Origin of the sequence: Limosilactobacillus urinaemulieris (assembly GCF_014838745.1) — a bacterium.
Lineage (GTDB): Bacteria > Bacillota > Bacilli > Lactobacillales > Lactobacillaceae > Limosilactobacillus > Limosilactobacillus urinaemulieris.
Map to the genome: position 1 here is coordinate 78889 of NZ_JABUXR010000004.1, position 17708 is coordinate 96596.

Sequence of the window (17708 nt, forward strand, 5' to 3'; positions counted from 1 at the left end):
CCTCCTTTAATTTCTCTATTCTAAATGGTATTTTACCAGATCTTGACTAAAATAGTCAGGAAGCGGCGCGGTAATTGTAATTTTCTGATTACTAAACGGCACCACTAACCGTTGCTTGTACCCGTGTAAGTACATTTTAGCTGACGAAGAAGGATTATAAATCGGATCTCCCACAATCGGATGACCGCTATATTCAAGATGAACTCTTAATTGATGAGTTCTTCCCGTTCCTAACTTCAAATCAACCAGCGAATACTCCGAATTACTCTTAACCGTTTGATAAAAGGTTTGTGCCCGTTGTGAATGCTCGCCATTAACCTTTCTTTTCCGAATATCACTCGGGTCATTTCCAATTGGCCAGTTCCACTCGCCACTACCTTTAATTTGCCCTTCAACTAACGCTAGGTATTCCCGATGAATTCTCCCCTGACTAATTAATCGGTCTAATATTGGTACCACAACCGGATTTTTTGCTACAATTACTGCTCCGCTAGTTTGCAGATCAATTCGGTGAACCATGTATGCTTGATGGTGTAAATATCCGGCAACATCGTTCATTAGTGTTCCGGTTTCTCCCATCTCATTGGGGTGGCTTTTTTGGCCCCGTGGTTTATTAACAACTAGTAAATCACGATTTTCATACAGGACAGCCAACTTCGGCCTCCGTGTCGGAATGTACTGGTTATTGCCCGGATGCCGGAACTCATCTCCTTTAAATTGCAACATTACCTGATCTCCAGGGTGAACTGTTGTATTCATTGGATGATACTTACCATTTACTAACACTTGACGACGACTACGCAGATAGTGAACAAAACGGTTTGGCAGGAGCCATTGTCGCTGCAATAGTTCACGAATGGAAATTGCTGGCTGATTAGCGGTTAACTGTTCCCGGATTTGCCATTGATAGTTAGTCATTACTTAACCTCCCGAACGGTTAATTGGTCAGGAACGTGATAAACTTTTGGCTTATCCCAATTGAGCATTTCTGAAGTCAACTGTAATTTTGTAATGTCACCGCGGTGGTACGGCTGAAAGTAATAACTGCAACTCTCAGCTACAGTCACTGCCCGATATACGGAATAGGTACTCTGGTGACGGGTATTTTGCGGTACCGTCACACTATCTAAAAGGTGCCATTCGCTAACCACCCCGTGTTTTTCATCTTGTGGAACATCCGATCGTTCCTTTAAGTAAGCTGCACGAACAAACCTGGCACTTGGTGAATAATAACCTGGTGGATTGGTTTTCCCTGAAAGCCGGCCAGTTGTTACTCGTGGTGTGTTGAGTGGGACACGGTGTTCATTAAACTCGGGTGTAAATTCAACATACTTTTCCATTTGGTGAAGCTGCTTTTCAAAATTAGGACTGTTAGTTACTACACCGAGGGGATTCTCAATTATTCTTAACGGGTTCTGGGTTGGCTCAATCACTACAATTCTTCCCGTTCGATCAGCAACTGCAAAATGAAGTTCCGGATTGCCATATTTGGTATCACTATTCTTTTCGCTCATTAATTCAACTTCATTAAGGTGCTCTTCGATTTCAGCGACGGTTCGAAAGTTGCCGAGAAGCCAAAAGATAAATTCATACGCTGCAAGCTGAACTTTCTCCTGGTTACGCTCATCTACGTAGTGTGCCCCGTTAGCAAATGTCAGCTTCTGCGCCATTAATCCATGCTCATTAACCCCATCTGATACATCAATCCGGGTTGCAGAAATGCTTCCCCCGCCAACCATTGCATATTTATTTGTATAAATCCGGTGATCGAATGCGTTGGCCCACTTAAATTGCCGAGGAACAAATAATGGTGAGACAGCCAAGATCGGCCAATCCATTGTTCGTGCCAATAAGTGCGTGTGGTCCAATGTTACCTGATAAATACTGGTACACATGATCGTTTGCCTCCCATTTTTTATCTTAAGTTTATCTGATTTCCCGGGAAATAGTTATCATTTTGTTTCCAGACTGCTTTACTTTTCTCTGTTAAAATAGTTGAATAGGATTATAAGCGATTTACGCAAGGGGGATGAACGGCAATGTTAAGTACGGAGAGAATCAACGCTCATAGCTGGTGGATCAGTGTGTTTGAACCACTCCCCCATGAGCGACAGGATCTTATCCAAAAGTACGAGGTTACCAAGGAACTGCTTGACTATGCCATCGACCCCTATGAAAAAGCCCGGGTTGAAGTTGATCCAGATGCTGGAGTTACCTTGCTGATTTTCGATGTTTATGTCCCAACTCACGAGGTCACTGCTCCACAGACCGCACCGATTGGTATCATGTTAACGAACAACAACCTAATTACTTTTACAAATGCCAAAACTAATTTTGTTAATGGAATTATTGCTAACCAGCTCAAACGTTTACAAAACCGCGATACCGTTGTTGAAAAATTAAATCTGGTTCTTGCCGTCCTGTACCGCCTGTCTACCGATTACTTTGGTCCGTTACGCCGGGTTGACCAAAAACGACAACAAATCCAGCGTTCACTTCAAGGACGCACCGGACGAAAAGCTATTACTGAATTTATGGAAATTGAAACTGGCTTGGTCTATATGCTCACTTCATTAAAGGGAAACGTTTCACTACTGGAAGAATTCGAACGCCGAATGAATCCGATCATGTCGACCCGACAGAGAAATAACCTTGATGATGTCATTGTTGAAGCCCAGCAAGGATTGGAAATGGCACAGATGACTTCTGACGTTTCTGCTCGGGTTTCCAATGCATACAGCAAGGTCCTGGATAGTGATCTAAACCAAACAATGAAGTTTCTAACAATCTATTCAATCCTCCTTTCCATCCCCACCATCGTTGCCGGCTTTTATGGCGAGAACGTCGCTCTACCACTAGCTAACAAAAGTTATTCCTGGATCATTACCATTGTAATTGCAATCCTCTTAATGATCCTCTGCGCCGTCTTCCTGATTAGAAAGGATTGGTGGAAGTAAGAGAGCGTGAGCAGGCTAAGAAGTCCCGTAAGACAACAATTTCTCCCGACTGGATGCTGAAAGTATCTGGGAGGGAGGTTGTTGTCTATAGGGACTTCCCTGCGAACGCGTTTTGACTCGGTTGAAGTAGAAGCTAGGAAGCGCAGACGAAGCACGTTATCACTATGTAGAAAGTTGTTGTCTATAGGTGCGTCCCTGTGAACGCGTTTTGACTCGGTTGCATTCGAAAAGCCTAAGTACATAACCTTAAACGGCTGTGTACTTAGGCTTTGTTTTTTGTGTAGTTAGTGCTAGCGTTCTAGGCAACTGAGTCAAGATCTGTTCGCCGTGACCGTAATCTCCATCTAACTATCCCGTCCTTGATTGTAAAAACAATCAAGGACGGGATTCCTTAGTACTCGATTGCTAGTCCGTCACGGCCCACACTCTAACTGAAACGTGCTCAGCCTAACCTTCCTCGAGCTAACGTTCTAGGCAACAAAGTAGAAATGTGCTCACCAGGAACTTGCTAGAGCTAACGTTCTAGGCAACTGAGTCTAAACGTGCTTTGCCCGAGTTTCCTAGAGCCAGCGACCTCCTTCCTAGGCGCAAGACGCCTTCGTCAGGAGAAATCGCTAGCTTTCCGGAAACTCTTTGGGGCAAAGGCACTCTCCTAATAATTATCCCCTCTCTCGAACTGGAATTTGGAGTTGAGGAGAGATTGGTGGATGAGACTGTTGAGGAGATCCTTGGTGGCATCCATGGCGTGGGTGGCGGTCTTTTCGTTCCGCTTGGTAAGGAAGTCGGTAACAGCATCCCCCTGCTTGGTCTTTGCGATCGCGGTAATCATGTCAATCCGCTTAACGGCATAACTTTGTGAAGCATCACGGAAAGCATTTACTTCGTTAATAAACTCGTGGTAACGTGGTTCAACGATGACCTCAAGCTGCTTTTGTAGCCAGTATGCACTGTCATCAACCTTGTTACCAGCATGGTCATATGATGCTGGCGTTGCGTTAATGTTGGTGAAGAATGGAACATATGGACTGTATGCAAAGAAGCCGAAGTTAATCCATTGAATTGCGGCGCATTCAGCCGGAACATTATTCCGAATTTGTAAAATACATGAGCTTTGGTTCCGGTCCAAAGCAATTGAGCGGAACTTCTTCTGATCCTTTTCATCACCAGAAGCGTATGAGCCAGTTGGATCATATGGCGTACCATTGTAGTGTGATGACAAGAAGTATTCAACATCTTCAACAGCCAGCTTCTTCTCTGCCCGTTGGATGAACGGGATATCTAAGCTGGTTGGTTCTTGGTCAACTGATGGGGTAAATAGCTTTTGACCATACCATGAACGCGGTGTGTTGTAGTATTGGTCAGCTTCATCATTAGTCCCGAAAATCTTCCGGAAATTGAAGCCACCTGGGTATGGGTTTAGGTTATTATCTTGAACAAATTGTTGGATTGTTGGGGCAAACATAAAGTTGTCTGGGTCTTCAAAGTTAACCTCTTCAATGCACATAATGTTAGGACAAATTGCATAAGCATCATCCGGAATTCGTTGAGCAACCCACTGGTGACCACCAGCAGTTTCAAAGTACCAGACTTCATTGTTATCACTAAATGCAATTCCGTTACTTTCACCAGTCCCGTAAGTTTCAATTAAGTGACCAAGACGTTGAACACCTTCACGGGCACTCTTGATAAATGGCAGAACAAGGTAAACCATTGAGTCTTCGTCGACACCCTTTTCAACAAGCGGGTCGTGACCCAGTACTCGTGGATTAGTCATTTCGGTTTCGGATGCACTCATCGCAACGTTATATTCGTTGATCCCTTGTTCATCCCACCGACCGTTATTAATATCACCATTTGTTGTGGCGGTAAAACGACAACCTTGATCATCCAAGTCAACTTCTAACCCATTGTAGGTTGACTTAAAGTGTTCTCCAGTATAGTCCTTAGCAGGATAGACTTGGAAAGTCTTGGGGTTAACACCGTCGTAATAATCTTCATTTCGTGCAATCATGGTTGAACCATCAATTGACGCGTTTTTACCAACTAACATTGCAGTACAACTGCTCATTTTCTTGACGTTCATTTTGTCCCGTCCTTTCGGTTGCGTTTACTAATATAATAACACTTTTAACCCAATCAACTTGCTTGCTTTTTCAAGTCGTGGTAGGATAACAACACTATATGCCTATATAATACCGTAATATGGTCGGTGAGTCTCTACCCAAAGCCTTAAACTTTGGACTATAAGCAATCATACTAGTTTATGTGTAGGGACTGAGAAGTAACGTAACTCAGTCTCTTTTCTGTTTTAAAGGGAGGATTAATCGTGGACGAAACAGGTTCAGTAAATAACGCTCACCAACGAAAAGTTTTATTTTCGCCTAAAGATCTGGTACTTGGTTTTCAACACTTATTAGCAATGTATTCAGGGGACGTTCTTGTCCCGTTACTCATTGGTAGCTACTTGCATTTTTCGACTATCCAAATGACTTACCTGGTCTCAATTGATATTTTCATGTGTGGAATTGCGACCTTGCTCCAATTGAAGCGAACACCACTGACTGGGATTGGTCTTCCTGTTGTTCTGGGATGTGCTGTTCAATCAGTAACCCCATTGGAATCAATCGGGAGTAAGCTAGGAATCACCTATATGTACGGGGCAATTATTGCTGCCGGAATCTTTGTTTTCCTGATTGCTGGTGTCTTTTCCCGACTAAAAAAGCTTTTTCCCCCCGTCGTTACCGGTTCGTTAATCACCATCATTGGTTTTACCCTGGTTCCGGTCGGTTTCCAGGATCTTGGTGGTGGTACACCGACCGCCCATTCATTTGGTGATCCAAAAAACCTCTTCATTGGGTTCGTCACAATTGCGGTGATCCTCCTTCTTAATGCTTGGGCAAAAGGGTTCTTGAAGTCAATTGCCATCTTACTAGGAATCTTAATCGGGTCCTTTGTTGCTGGCGCAATGGGGATGGTTTCATTAAAGCCGGTTTCTGAAGCTGCCTGGCTTCACACCCCGCAACTATTTTTCTTTGGTGTCCCACACTTTAACGGGAGCGCCATGATTACAATGATCCTGGTCTCTTTGACAACGATGATCGAGTCTACGGGAGTCTTCTTTGCCCTGAGTGAAGTTACCGGACAGAAGCTCACGAGTGATGACATCAAGCGGGGGTACCGTGCTGAAGGAATTGCCGCCATTCTTGGTGGTCTCTTTAATACCTTCCCCTACTCAACCTTCTCCGAAAACGTTGGTGTTATTCGGATGTCTGGGGTTAAAACCCGTCGACCAGTGTACTACGCCGCCTTTATGCTGTTGCTTCTGGGATTGCTTCCCAAGGCCGGTGCACTTGCGACCGTTATTCCCGATCCGGTTCTTGGTGGTGCCATGATTGTTATGTTCGGGATCGTTGGGGTTCAAGGGATTCAAATTCTACATAAGGTTGACTTTACTGATAACAGAAATATCCTGGTTGCCTCAGTTTCTGTTGGTTTAGGGTTAGGTGTAACCATGTATCCACATATTTTTCAATTCCTACCAACCGAATTTCAGATTATGATGGGAAACGGTGTGGTTGTCGGTAGTGTTGCTGCCGTTGTCCTTAACCTATTATTTAATGGTTACGGGAAAGAAAAACCAGCCAAAGATTAATCTCATTAAATTTTAATAATACTATTGACAATTTAATTTGGTCACGCTAGAATAATTTCAACAATTATCGTTTCAGTAATTGCTTCGTTCGGTGTCAGAGAGCCGGTGGGGATGTGCGAACCGGTCAGGCGGAGTTAATGAATTATCGCGAGTTTAAGATTGCTCGGCCATAGTCAGTGCCGTTACCACCTGATACGAGAGCGTATTAGATCAATACGTATGTGGGTGGTACCGCGGTTAATAAATCGTCCCGTTGATGAATCATTTCATCAGCGGGATTTTTTATGCAAGCAGTTCATTAAGGAGGAGCAAAAAATGAAAAATTGTGGTGGCATTATCCGTTATCAACTTCAATTCAAACACTAACCAATCAATTATTTTATAAGGGAGATTTGAATTATGAAGTCAATTAAGTTCGGTGAAGCAGTTAGTATCCTACTAATTATGTTAATTATTTTAGGGACAGCCGTTATTAAGTTTGGGCTCTCCCCACAAATTCCGGTCCTCTTCGTCATTGCCTTAATCATGCTTTGGGCAAAACTGCGGGGAGCTTCTTGGGACGACCTTCATAAGGGAATCCAAGATGGAATTGGTACAGCAATCATTCCTATTTTTATCTTTATCCTGATTGGGGCACTAATTGCCGTTTGGATTAAAGCCGGGATTATTCCATCAATTATGGTAATCGGCTTTAAGATTATCAGCGCACGGTGGTTCGTTCCTTCTACTTTCCTCGTCTGTTCACTAGTTGGGGTTTCAATTGGGAGTGGTTTTACAACGATTTCAACAATCGGGTTAGCACTTTTCGCTGTCGGTCACGCAATGGGAATTAACCCAGCCTTAGTTGCCGGTTCAATTATCTCCGGTGCAGTTTTCGGTGATAAGATGTCGCCACTATCCGATTCCACTAACCTGGCCTCCGCAATTGCCGGTAGTGATTTATTTGCCCACATTAAGAACATGATGTGGTCCACCATCCCATCTTTCATTGTTTCATTTATTCTTTTCTGGATTATTGGTCAAAGCGGTAGCGGGATGAACTCTAGTAAGATCGTTCACACTACGCAAGCATTAGTAAACAACTTTAGTATTAGCTGGTGGGCCTTACTGCCAATCGCATTACTCTTCATCTGCGCTTGGCGTCACATTCCAGCTATTCCAACCCTATTTATTAACATCATTGTGACCGTAATCATGATTTTTGTTCAGGATCCACACACATCCCTTAAATCATTAACTAACTTGATTAGTGAGGGATTCGTCGCTCATACTAATGATGCTTCAGTTAATGCTCTTCTTTCTCGTGGTGGAATTACCAGTATGATGGGAACAGTCTCCTTGATTATTGTGACCCTTTCTCTTGGGGGCATCTTAATGCAATTTAACGTTATCCAATCTGCAATGGATCCCCTTGTTAAGCATCTTAAGACTCCAGGAAGCTTAATTCTGACTACAATTCTTTCCGGAATTGGGGTGAACCTCTTCGTTGGTGAACAATACCTTTCAGTAATTCTTCCAGGACGAGCCTTTAAGACCGCCTTTAAGGATATGAAGCTTTCTCCACTAGCCCTTAGTCGGGTTCTTGAAGATGGTGGTAGTGTTATTAACTACCTAATTCCATGGGGAGTTGCCGGGATGTTCGCCGCCTCCACTCTTGGCGTACCGGTTCTCCACTTCTTACCATTTGCATTCTTCAGTCTCTTTTCACCAGTCTTCTCTGTTATTAGCGGATTTACTGGGATTGGATTAAAGCGTGCTAAAAACTAAATTACAAAAAAACTGCTAGTGTCTTAGTTAGGCATTAGCAGTTTTTGTTTCCCCTTAGCAACAGACTTGGAAAAGCGAGCCAATGTTTTGCTTAACCTGACGGGCAGTATCCGAGTGGTTCATCGTGTAAAGGTGGATCCCGGACACGTCATTGGTTACTAAGTCAACGATTTGGTCAATTGCATAGGTAATTCCAGCTTGTTTCAATGCTTGGGGATGGTTATGATATTTTGCCAGAATATCCTTAAACTTCTCCGGAACTGTCACCGCACTAGTTTGCAAAATTCGGTTAGCTTGTCGTTCATTAACGACTGGCATAATTCCCGCAATAATTGGTACATTAATCCCGCCAATGGCACACAACTCACGGAACCGATAATAACTGTGATTATCCAAGAAAAGCTGGGTAATTATTTGGTCACACCCTGCTTCAACCTTTAATCTTAAATGTTGAATTTCATCTACCATACTCAGTGACTCGGGATGTTTCTCCGGGTAGCAAGCTCCGGTAATTTGGAAGTCAGGATAGTTTTGTTTGATATAAGCAATCAGATCACTAGCATGAGCAAAGTCAATTTTCTTTTCCAGGTTTGGTCGTTCATCGCCCCGCAGCACCAGTACCCGGTCGACATGGCATACTCGCAATTGCTCCAAGATTCGATCAACGTCTTCCCGACTGAGATACCAAGCAGGAAGATGGGCCATTGCTGGCACTTGACAACCATTCTCAACGTAATCAGCTACCCTAACCGTTTCATGAGCAAGCTGTTTTGTATTGCTGTTACAAGTGACACTGATGAAATCCGGGGAAAGATCACGCAAAGATGTTAGTACCTGGTTAAGATGATTGATCCCCATCGTCGAATTAGGCGGAAAAACTTCGTACGATAAAGTTGTCATTTAATCACCCTCTCCTAACTGACGACGAACTTCACGAGTTGCTTCAATTACATTGGCTAAACTAGCCCTTGTTTCCTCAACACCACGGGTTTTTAGACCACAGTCTGGATTAATCCAGACCTTTGGAGCAGCAATCTTAGCAAGGATCCGGTTGATTGTTGTCTTCACCTCGTCAACGGATGGAATTCGTGGTGAGTGAATATCATAAACTCCAGGTCCCACTTCCGTTTCAAAATGTTGTTTTTTCAGTGTATCAAGGATTTCCAAATTAGAACGTGAGGCCTCAAAGGAAATAACGTCGGCATCCATCGCATCAATTGCTGGAACAATATCGGAAAACTCGCTGTAACACATATGGGTATGGATCTGGGTTTCTGGTTTGACCTTGCTATGGACTAAGTGGAAAGCTGGAATGGCCCAGTTCAAGTATTCAGAATACCAATCAGATTTCCTCAGCGGCAGTTTTTCTCTCAAGGCCGCTTCATCAATCTGAATGATCTTAATCCCGTTAGCTTCTAGGTCAAGAACTTCCTTTTGGATAGCCAAAGCTAACTGAAGAGTTGATTCCTTTAAGCTAATATCTTCACGGGGGAATGACCAGTTCAGGATGGTTACCGGTCCTGTCAGCATCCCCTTAACCAGCTTTTTGGTTTGGCTTTGAGCGTACTTGGACCACTTAATGGTAATTGGCTGTTGTCGTTTAACATCACCCCAAATAATTGGCGGCTTAACACAGCGGGTTCCATATGATTGAACCCATGCATTTTTGGAGAAGATATATCCCGAAAGGTGCTGGCCAAAGTATTCAACCATATCATTCCGTTCAAATTCCCCGTGTACCAAAATATCCAGTCCGATCTTTTCTTGCCACTTTAACCAATCGTCAATCTTTCCCTTAATAAAGTCGTCGTATTGTTTTTGATCAATTTCATGGCGACGGAACTGACGACGAGTCTGTCGAACTTCCTTAGTTTGTGGGAAGGAGCCGATCGTTGTGGTTGGTAAAAGTGGTAGGTGAAATTCTGCTTTCTGGATCTTTTCTCGCACTTGACGAGCTGGTTGACGAACAAAGTCTTCATCCTTCAGGTTTGCAATTTGCTCATGTAATTCAGCATCCTCCTGAACTCGCTGCTTCGCAAACAATTCCTGGTTAGCACGAAGCTTTTCTTTAGCAGAACCTTCGTAGATTGCTGCAAGCTCTTTAAGCTCAGCTAACTTTTCTACAGCAAATGCAAAGTGCTCTTTAACAGCTGGCTCAAAGTTTTCATTTTCAACTGTAATTGGCACATGGAGTAACGAGCAAGAGGTGCTAACTATAAGATTTTTCACTCCAGCTTTTTTGAGTTGCGTCAAACTCTTATCATAATGGTTTCGCCAAATATTTTTTCCGTTGACGATTCCTGCAAAAAGAGTCTTATCTTCTGGAAAATGATGACGAACTAATTGAAGTGTCTGCTTTCCTTCAACAAAGTCAAGGCCAAGGCCGTCAAACGGTAATTCGATCAAGTCGTCATAAATATCCCGAACGTCACCAAAGTAAGTCTGCAGGAGAACCTTTAATTTTCCTTTAGCCTTCAATAGTGGCTGGTAGAGTTCATTGAATAGTTGACGATCTTCAGTAGTTAAATCCTTAACGAGGGCCGGTTCATCAAGTTGAATCCATTGCGCCCCACTGTCTGCAAGTTTATTAAAAACTTCTTTATAGGCAGTTACAGCGTCATTAATAAAGTCACGAGCAGTCACATTTTGATATTCACTTAGCTTCAGTAATGTAAAGGGACCAATCAATACGGGGCGGGTAATGATCCCTAATTCTTTTGCTTCTTCAAACTCTGCAAAAATTTTATTTCCAGTTAGCTTAAATTGGGTATCCTGATTAAGCTGCGGAACAAGGTAGTGATAATTGGTGTTAAACCACTTCTTCATTGGCCAAGCCAGAACATTCCCTTCTTCACCCTGGTAACCACGTGCTAGGGCAAAGTACTTATCTAACTCAGAAAACGGTAAGTCTTGAACATCCTGTGGAACCAGGTTAAATAGGAAGGCAGCGTCTAAAGTTTGATCGTAGTATGAAAAGTCATTGCTCGGAATTGCATCGATCCCTGCCTGTTGAAGAAGTTTCCAGTTGTTTTTTCTCAGTTTCTTTGCCGTTGTCCGTAATTCTTCTTGACTAATCTTATTCTTAAAGTATTTTTCAGTAGCAAATTTTAATTCACGCTTCTCACCTATCCGGGGGAAGCCGATAATCGTAGTAGTTGTTGTCATTACTTATTCATCTCTTTCGCCTTTTTATTTGTCTAATAATCTACCATGGATTCTTGCTATTGAATAACTGTTAAATATTTGAACTGGATATAGGCAAAGGCTATAATGCAAATAAAAAAGGATCAGATCAATGAGAATTAAACAATTAGAATATTTAGAAGCCGTGATTGAAACTGGCTCAATTAACGAAGCGGCTAAACGACTTTACCTTACCCAACCCAGTCTCTCAAGTGCGATCAAGGATTTAGAAAAAGAAATGGGAATCACGATCTTTCAAAGAAGTAACTCGGGAGTCCGTTTGACTGCTGATGGACGTGAATTCATGAATTATGCTAAGCAAATCTTGGATCAGGTTCGCCTGCTCGATGATCGTTTCAAACATCAGCAAGCGCTTCACCAATCCTTCGCTGTTTCCGCACAACACTACGCTTTCGTTGTTAATGCCTTTGTAGAACTAATCAAGAAAATTAATTCGCCAACCTATAAGTTCACTCTCCGCGAGACAGAAACCGAAAATATTTTTAATGATCTGCGAACTTTTAAGAGTGAGTTAGGTGTACTCTATATCAATAATTTTAACCGGCGAATTATCAATAAATTGTTAACGGAAAACGGCCTCAAATTCACGCCACTCTTTGTTGCTAAGCCACACGTCTTTTTGAGCCGTTATAATCCACTTGCAAAACGACACTCAATCAGCCTTGATGATCTGACTGAGCTTCCCTACCTCTCTTTTGAACAAGGTGAAAATAATTCCTTTTACTTTTCCGAGGAAATTCAGTCAACTCTGAGCCATAAAAAGGAGATTAAGGTTAGTGACCGGGCAACCATTTTCAATTTAATGGTTGGTCTGAATGGCTATACCATCAGTTCAGGAATCATTAGCAGTAAGCTTAATGATGACAAGATTGTCGCTATTCCTTTGGAGCTTGACGATCCCATAACAATCGGAATTACTCAACATCAGCATACTGTGCCAAGCCAGTTAAGTCTGAAATTTATTCAGTTGCTTAAAAATCATATTCGTGATTACGGATTTCAAATTATTGGAGAGAATGACGACAAGGCGTGAACCGTTTAATTATGGTCCACGCCTCTTTTATGTTTAAATGATGTTTCTCGGCAGTAGAGCCAAGATCTGCGTAGTAGCTGATTGACTTCTTTCATCAACAAGTTGATAGTAAGAAGTCTAATCAGCCTTGCGAGGTTCACAAACGAAAACAAGTTTTCTGGTTCACTCCTTCGCCAGGAGCTTGCTAGAGATAACACCCTCCCTCCTAGGCGCAAGACGCCTTTGTCGGGAGTTCGTGTTATCTTTCCGCAAGTTCTCTGCTGACTCGCACTCTTACCCATTTTATAATAGAATAAAGGTGAGCGCTTCCTTTACAAGGAGGAATTTTCTATGCCTAAAGCTAAGACACTTCAGCTAAAATGGTTAGCTTTAGCAAGTTTATTAAATAGTACAGGTGCAGCATTTCTTTGGCCGTTAACAACGGTTTTCATCAATAAGCACCTCGGAGAATCACTAACTGTTGCTGGGATTGTCCTTTTTATTATGTCCATTACCATGATATGGGGGAACTATATTGGCGGTTATTTATTTGATCATTGGAATGAATATCTCACTAGCGTTTGGGGCGCTACTATTGCTACTATCGCAATCATTTTAATGATTTTTTATCATAATTGGCCTGCTTTTCCAATTCTAATCTGTTTTGTTAGCTTTGGGGACGGCATTTGTGCTTCCGTCATTAATTCATATGGTAATTTTATTTCCAGCAAAGATGCCCGGTTTGTTTATAACATGGTATATCTCGCATTTAATGTTGGGGTTGTTTTAGGGACATTACTGGTAGGAATCTTATATCCAATCAGCATTAAGCTGACTTTTGTTGTTGCTTCTTGTTTTTACATTATTTTCCTATTAACAGTTCTCCTTTGCTTTAATGTACCGCTTCACAAACAAATAAAGAGGAAACAAGTATCAACTTCTCATGAAGATACTAGCCATCAATTTCTTAGAGAAGTTATGGTCTATGCAATTTTTCTTCATCTAATTATGATTTACTTAGCCTATGCTCTTTGGGAAAGTATTATGTCCGTTCATATAACCAATCTGGGTATTCCTTTTGTAGCATATAGTCTGCTTTGGACCTTGAATGGGGCAATTATTATTGTAGGTCAACCAATCATTAGTTATTTTGCTCCTTATATTAAACTACATATTCAGATCTATATTGGTTTACTCCTTTTTACGTTTTCTTTCCTTTTCCTACCACTTATCCACACATTACTAGGTTTTACCATTGATTTTATCGTTTTAACCATTGGTGACATGCTTAGTATTCCGGGAATTCCTGCCTGGATCTCTGAGATAACGCCGGTTAGTAAATCTGGTAAATATCAAAGTCTCATTAGCAGTACCGTTTCTATCGGTCGAGCAATCGGTCCTCTTCTTGGGGGAATTATCATTGAGGCCTATTCATATAACGTCCTATTTATTATTTGCCTTCCTATTAATGTTAGTCACGTTTATACCGATTGTGATTACTAATCATCTCTACCTCAAATTTAAATAGCTCTATTAAATCTGTAAGAAGAGCAATGACCAAGTGTCCGTCTTGATCATTGCTCTTCTTACTGTCCATTTATTTCATTGCTATTGTATAGTAATTAATATTACTTTAAATACTTTTTTGGATCACTCAAAAGTTCATCAATAGATACTTTCTGTCCTTTCTCACTGCTGTCCGCTTCAGTGAGATTTAACTCGATCTCCTTTGACGAAACTTCATTGTCACCAATAACAGCAAAGTACTTACTATTTCGTCGACTTGCTTCCTTAATTTGAGTACCAACTTTCAAGCCTTGATAATCCTTATCGACTTTGATTCCCATATTACGAAGCGGTTCCATCAATTCAAAGGCAAATTCATCTGCTTCCTTACCAACGGTAGCAAAGAATAAATCAAGTCCTGGTTGTGGAACAAAGCTCTTATTTTCTTGTCTTAATAGAAGAAGTAATCGTTCAACTCCAATACCATAACCAATGCCGTCCTCATCAGGACCACCAATTTGCGAAATCAATCCATTATAGCGACCACCACCACAAATTGTCGTGTAACCACCACCAAACACTGGTGAGTTAGACATAATTTCAAAAATGGTGTGAGTGTAATAATCTAATCCCCTAACCATTTCATTATCAACTACATAGTCAACATTAAATTTATCAAGGATCCTCTTTACTGAATCAAAGTACTTGGCAGAGTAATCACTCAATGAATCCAGGATTGAAGGGGCATTCGCAACAATCTTCTTATCAGTCTCATCCTTACTATCAAGGACACGTAATGGGTTCTTATATAGACGTTCCTTAGAATCGTCACTAAGTTCATCATAATGTGGCTTTAAGTAGTCAATCAAAGCTTGACGGTAGTTATCCCGGGTTTCTTTATCACCAAGTGTATTGATGGCAACCCGTAACCCTGAAATTCCAAGCCGCTTAAAGAACATTAATGCTTCAAGAATAACTTCCGCATCAATTTGTGGGGACTCGCTATTTAAGGCTTCACAACCAATTTGAGTAAATTGACGTTGGCGTCCTGACTCTGGTCGTTCATAACGGAACATTGGCCCCATGTAATAAACCTTGTATGGCTTAGCATATTCAGGGCCAAATAACTTGTTCTGTACATAAGCCCGAACAACTCCAGCAGTTCCTTCTGGTCGTAAAGCAATGTGACGATCACCCTTATCGTGAAAGTCATACATTTGCTTTTCAACAATATCAGAGGTGTCACCGACATTTCGTGCAAAGACGTTATAGTCTTCAAACATCGGTGTTCGAATTTCTGAATAACCAAATTCCGCGAATGTATTCCGTGCAATATTTTCAACTTTTTGCCATAGTTCACTTTCACCAGGCAAAATATCAACAGTACCACGTGGCCGTTGATAATTAACTTTAGCTTTTGCCATATTATAGAACCCACCTTTTCAAACAAAAAGGCTCCTCAGTAAGTCTACCGACTTATGAAGAGCCTTCATATACTACCTTAATTCACACTTACCATCAAGGTAAAGTGTTCCACCGGGTAAATGGTATAACCACCCGCCGGGGTAATAACGCTCCCCATCACGAAATATTTTTAGTATTCACATAAGCAAAATGTGAATTAAAGATGTTTCTCAAATCAATAAAAAGAATTAGTCGACTAATCTTTTTGAAGAACAAGTATTAAATTAATACTGCTCTTGAATTAAATGATAAACGATCATATGAATTTGTCAATATGCATTTATCACGTTTTACTTTCCAGCTTTTGGGTAAACTGGGTTAGCATCATCATATTCGTAATGACTAATATGTCCATCTTGCATCCAGCGTCGTAACCGATCAATTTCTTCGGCATGATCAGGATCAAGTAATTGAGGGAACTCACCGCGAATCGTATTATCATATCCTGCATGGTTAATTTCTCGTGGCTTAATATCCTGAATAAAATCAAATGCTCGACCACTAGTAATATCGTCTAATTGAAGGCGACTGGAATCAAGAAAATTAATCACTACTTTCCCGTGTGGAGTTCCTTTAATAAATTCCACACTTTTAACTTCATCCTTTTTAAATGAAGTAATTTTACCATCAGCATACCGATAAAAATTATGGATCGATGTCATCAAAATTTCTTTACTGCCATGATTATCATTCACAATTACTTGTGACATCCGATCGTTTATCCTTTCTATCGTTTGTTTAAATTCACTGGTAATAAGTGAAGCAGGAACTACTTTCTCAATCCGCTGAACACTTACGTTATAATTATCTGTCATAAATCAACACAACCTAACCGATAAAAGGAAGAGGGATATAATTGAATACCCTCTTCCTATCAAAAAGACTAGAAGACATTCTGGAAGGGAATTTAAAAACTGCTGTTAATAGATAGCTGACTAAAAAGACTTATATTGTTTACTATTAGTACTTAACAGCACCATTAGCAGTTAGTGACTTGTAACCCATCTTGTCGAGCCATTCTGGCATGGTTAAGTCTTCCATAATTTCCATATCCTTATCTGGTGTCAAGATAGAGCCACCAGGAATGGAATCAACTGGCATTGAAACATAAGGAGCAACCGTAATTGCGTTACCGATTTGTCCTGGTTCCATCATAGTGTGAGCAAAGCCAATCCATGAACTCTTGAATGAAGTATTAGCATCTTGACCACACTCTGCAATTGACTTAGCGATTGCCTTTCGACGACCCTTAAGGTATTCAATCAGTTCGTCTTCGTTAGGAGTTTCCCAAACACCAGCATCTTCAATAAACATACTGGAGTCCTTTGAAGGATCCTTAGCAAAGGAAAGAGCAATTGCTGACCATACACCATATCCTTGACCAGGCTTCATGTCTGAATCATTCATTGGCCGTTCTGCAGTAACACCCTTGTTAGCACAAACAATAAATGAACCTGGAGCTGGGTAGTGACGACGATCATCGTTTACACCGAAGTATTCAACTAAAGCATCTTGTAATGGCTTAGCATCGTAAATTGGTAATTCACTGCCATCCCATTGCTTTTCAGTAAAGAGTGGTTCAGCTTTATCAACTTCAGTGTTTCTCAATAGGTCATAACCAATACAGTGACCTTGAGGACCAGTAAATGATGAAGCAGTAGTCATGTTGATTTGACCAATGTAAGCATTCTTAGTTTCAGCACGGTCGTATGAAACAATACCATCTAAGACATCATCATCGGTCTTGTCACGGACACCAGCATCAACCTTCAAACCCGTTACATAACCGTTACCAAGGTTTCCTGGTTCCATGTAACCACGACTCCATTGTTTGTATGGACTAATAGCAATACGGTCAACGCCAAGCTTATTAAGTTTCGTATCTAATTCGGACATAATTAGACCTCCATTAATTAAAACAAAAGTTACAACAATAGCAACGAACGAAAGCGCTTCCTATTCCTTACAAGCCTCAGTATATATATATATATATATATATGTCAATAGGAAACGGGAAATTTGTTGAAAAAATTGCAATTTTTGAAATAATTAACCTCAAAATTTAAAAGAAAAAAGGCGCCAAAATTTTAATTTTGACGCCTTTTACAGCCATATTATTGTTTTCTATTTTTGAATTAAGCACACA

At 41.1% G+C, this 17708-nt stretch carries 13 protein-coding genes and 1 riboswitch; of the genes, 5 read left to right on the forward strand and 8 right to left on the reverse strand.

Annotation, left to right across the window (positions count from 1 at the left end; all coding sequences use genetic code 11):
• Positions 1-15: 15 nt before the first annotated feature.
• Together HUK45_RS03190 and HUK45_RS03195 are read right to left on the reverse strand one after the other, a co-directional pair.
• On the reverse strand, positions 16-918 hold the full coding sequence (locus tag HUK45_RS03190; protein ID WP_191911056.1) for an RluA family pseudouridine synthase: 903 nt from the start codon (positions 916-918) through the stop codon (positions 16-18).
• Entirely contained in the window at positions 918-1895 is a 978-nt protein-coding gene (locus HUK45_RS03195; RefSeq protein WP_191911057.1) for a choloylglycine hydrolase family protein, read from the reverse strand. The genes HUK45_RS03190 and HUK45_RS03195 overlap by 1 nt, the downstream gene beginning before the upstream one ends.
• Positions 1896-2039: 144 nt before the next feature.
• Between HUK45_RS03195 and HUK45_RS03200 the strand changes: the two genes are divergently transcribed.
• Positions 2040-2957 carry a magnesium transporter CorA family protein gene (locus HUK45_RS03200; protein WP_191911058.1) on the forward strand — a complete coding sequence of 306 codons (918 nt, stop codon included), beginning with the start codon at positions 2040-2042 and terminating at the stop codon, positions 2955-2957.
• Positions 2958-3609: 652 nt separating this feature from the next.
• Here the strand turns inward: HUK45_RS03200 and HUK45_RS03205 are convergent.
• On the reverse strand, positions 3610-5040 hold the full coding sequence (locus HUK45_RS03205) for a C69 family dipeptidase (protein WP_191911059.1): 1431 nt from the start codon (positions 5038-5040) through the stop codon (positions 3610-3612).
• Positions 5041-5122: 82 nt separating this feature from the next.
• Positions 5123-5221: riboswitch (purine riboswitch) on the forward strand.
• Between the two features lie 62 nt (positions 5222-5283).
• On the opposite strand from HUK45_RS03205, the gene HUK45_RS03210 reads away from it, so the two are divergent.
• Entirely contained in the window at positions 5284-6609 is a 1326-nt protein-coding gene (locus tag HUK45_RS03210) for a nucleobase:cation symporter-2 family protein (protein ID WP_328797139.1), read from the forward strand.
• A gap of 399 nt (positions 6610-7008) precedes the next feature.
• Entirely contained in the window at positions 7009-8376 is a 1368-nt protein-coding gene (nhaC, locus tag HUK45_RS03215; RefSeq protein WP_191911060.1) for a Na+/H+ antiporter NhaC, read from the forward strand.
• Between the two features lie 54 nt (positions 8377-8430).
• On the opposite strand, the gene metF is transcribed toward nhaC, so the two are convergent.
• Both metF and metE read right to left on the reverse strand, forming a co-directional pair.
• A complete protein-coding gene (metF, locus tag HUK45_RS03220; protein WP_191911061.1) occupies positions 8431-9276 on the reverse strand; it encodes a methylenetetrahydrofolate reductase [NAD(P)H] in 846 nt (281 codons plus the stop codon).
• Complete coding sequence (gene metE / locus HUK45_RS03225; RefSeq protein ID WP_191911062.1) at positions 9277-11541, reverse strand: 5-methyltetrahydropteroyltriglutamate--homocysteine S-methyltransferase; 2265 nt, start codon at positions 11539-11541, stop codon at positions 9277-9279.
• 130 nt (positions 11542-11671) lie between these two features.
• Here metE and HUK45_RS03230 point away from each other — a divergent pair, with 130 nt between their 5' ends.
• Both HUK45_RS03230 and HUK45_RS03235 read left to right on the forward strand, forming a co-directional pair.
• Complete coding sequence (locus tag HUK45_RS03230; RefSeq protein ID WP_191911063.1) at positions 11672-12613, forward strand: LysR family transcriptional regulator; 942 nt, start codon at positions 11672-11674, stop codon at positions 12611-12613.
• A gap of 330 nt (positions 12614-12943) precedes the next feature.
• On the forward strand, positions 12944-14095 hold the full coding sequence (locus tag HUK45_RS03235; protein ID WP_191911064.1) for an MFS transporter: 1152 nt from the start codon (positions 12944-12946) through the stop codon (positions 14093-14095).
• A gap of 125 nt (positions 14096-14220) precedes the next feature.
• Here HUK45_RS03235 and hisS read toward each other — a convergent pair whose 3' ends face one another.
• The 3 genes from hisS to hdcA form a co-directional block, all read right to left on the reverse strand.
• Entirely contained in the window at positions 14221-15522 is a 1302-nt protein-coding gene (gene hisS, locus HUK45_RS03240; protein WP_191911065.1) for a histidine--tRNA ligase, read from the reverse strand.
• A gap of 330 nt (positions 15523-15852) precedes the next feature.
• A complete protein-coding gene (gene hdcB, locus HUK45_RS03245) occupies positions 15853-16377 on the reverse strand; it encodes a histidine decarboxylase maturation protein HdcB (RefSeq protein WP_191911066.1) in 525 nt (174 codons plus the stop codon).
• A 145-nt stretch (positions 16378-16522) separates the two neighbouring features.
• The gene (gene hdcA / locus HUK45_RS03250) at positions 16523-17458 is read right to left on the reverse strand and encodes a histidine decarboxylase, pyruvoyl type (protein ID WP_191911067.1); all 936 of its coding nucleotides are present in this window, start codon (positions 17456-17458) and stop codon (positions 16523-16525) included.
• Positions 17459-17708 lie beyond the last annotated feature (250 nt).

Excerpts from the sequence above, each read along its gene's own strand:
- HUK45_RS03190 (WP_191911056.1), bottom strand. The coding sequence starts at position 918 with ATGACTAACTATCAATGGCAAATCCGGGAACAGTTAACCGCTAATCAG.
- HUK45_RS03195 (WP_191911057.1), bottom strand. The coding sequence starts at position 1,895 with ATGTGTACCAGTATTTATCAGGTAACATTGGACCACACGCACTTATTG.
- HUK45_RS03200 (WP_191911058.1), top strand. The coding sequence starts at position 2,040 with ATGTTAAGTACGGAGAGAATCAACGCTCATAGCTGGTGGATCAGTGTG.
- HUK45_RS03205 (WP_191911059.1), bottom strand. The coding sequence starts at position 5,040 with ATGAACGTCAAGAAAATGAGCAGTTGTACTGCAATGTTAGTTGGTAAA.
- nhaC (WP_191911060.1), top strand. The coding sequence starts at position 7,009 with ATGAAGTCAATTAAGTTCGGTGAAGCAGTTAGTATCCTACTAATTATG.
- metF (WP_191911061.1), bottom strand. The coding sequence starts at position 9,276 with ATGACAACTTTATCGTACGAAGTTTTTCCGCCTAATTCGACGATGGGG.
- metE (WP_191911062.1), bottom strand. The coding sequence starts at position 11,541 with ATGACAACAACTACTACGATTATCGGCTTCCCCCGGATAGGTGAGAAG.
- HUK45_RS03230 (WP_191911063.1), top strand. The coding sequence starts at position 11,672 with ATGAGAATTAAACAATTAGAATATTTAGAAGCCGTGATTGAAACTGGC.
- HUK45_RS03235 (WP_191911064.1), top strand. The coding sequence starts at position 12,944 with ATGCCTAAAGCTAAGACACTTCAGCTAAAATGGTTAGCTTTAGCAAGT.
- hisS (WP_191911065.1), bottom strand. The coding sequence starts at position 15,522 with ATGGCAAAAGCTAAAGTTAATTATCAACGGCCACGTGGTACTGTTGAT.
- hdcB (WP_191911066.1), bottom strand. The coding sequence starts at position 16,377 with ATGACAGATAATTATAACGTAAGTGTTCAGCGGATTGAGAAAGTAGTT.
- hdcA (WP_191911067.1), bottom strand. The coding sequence starts at position 17,458 with ATGTCCGAATTAGATACGAAACTTAATAAGCTTGGCGTTGACCGTATT.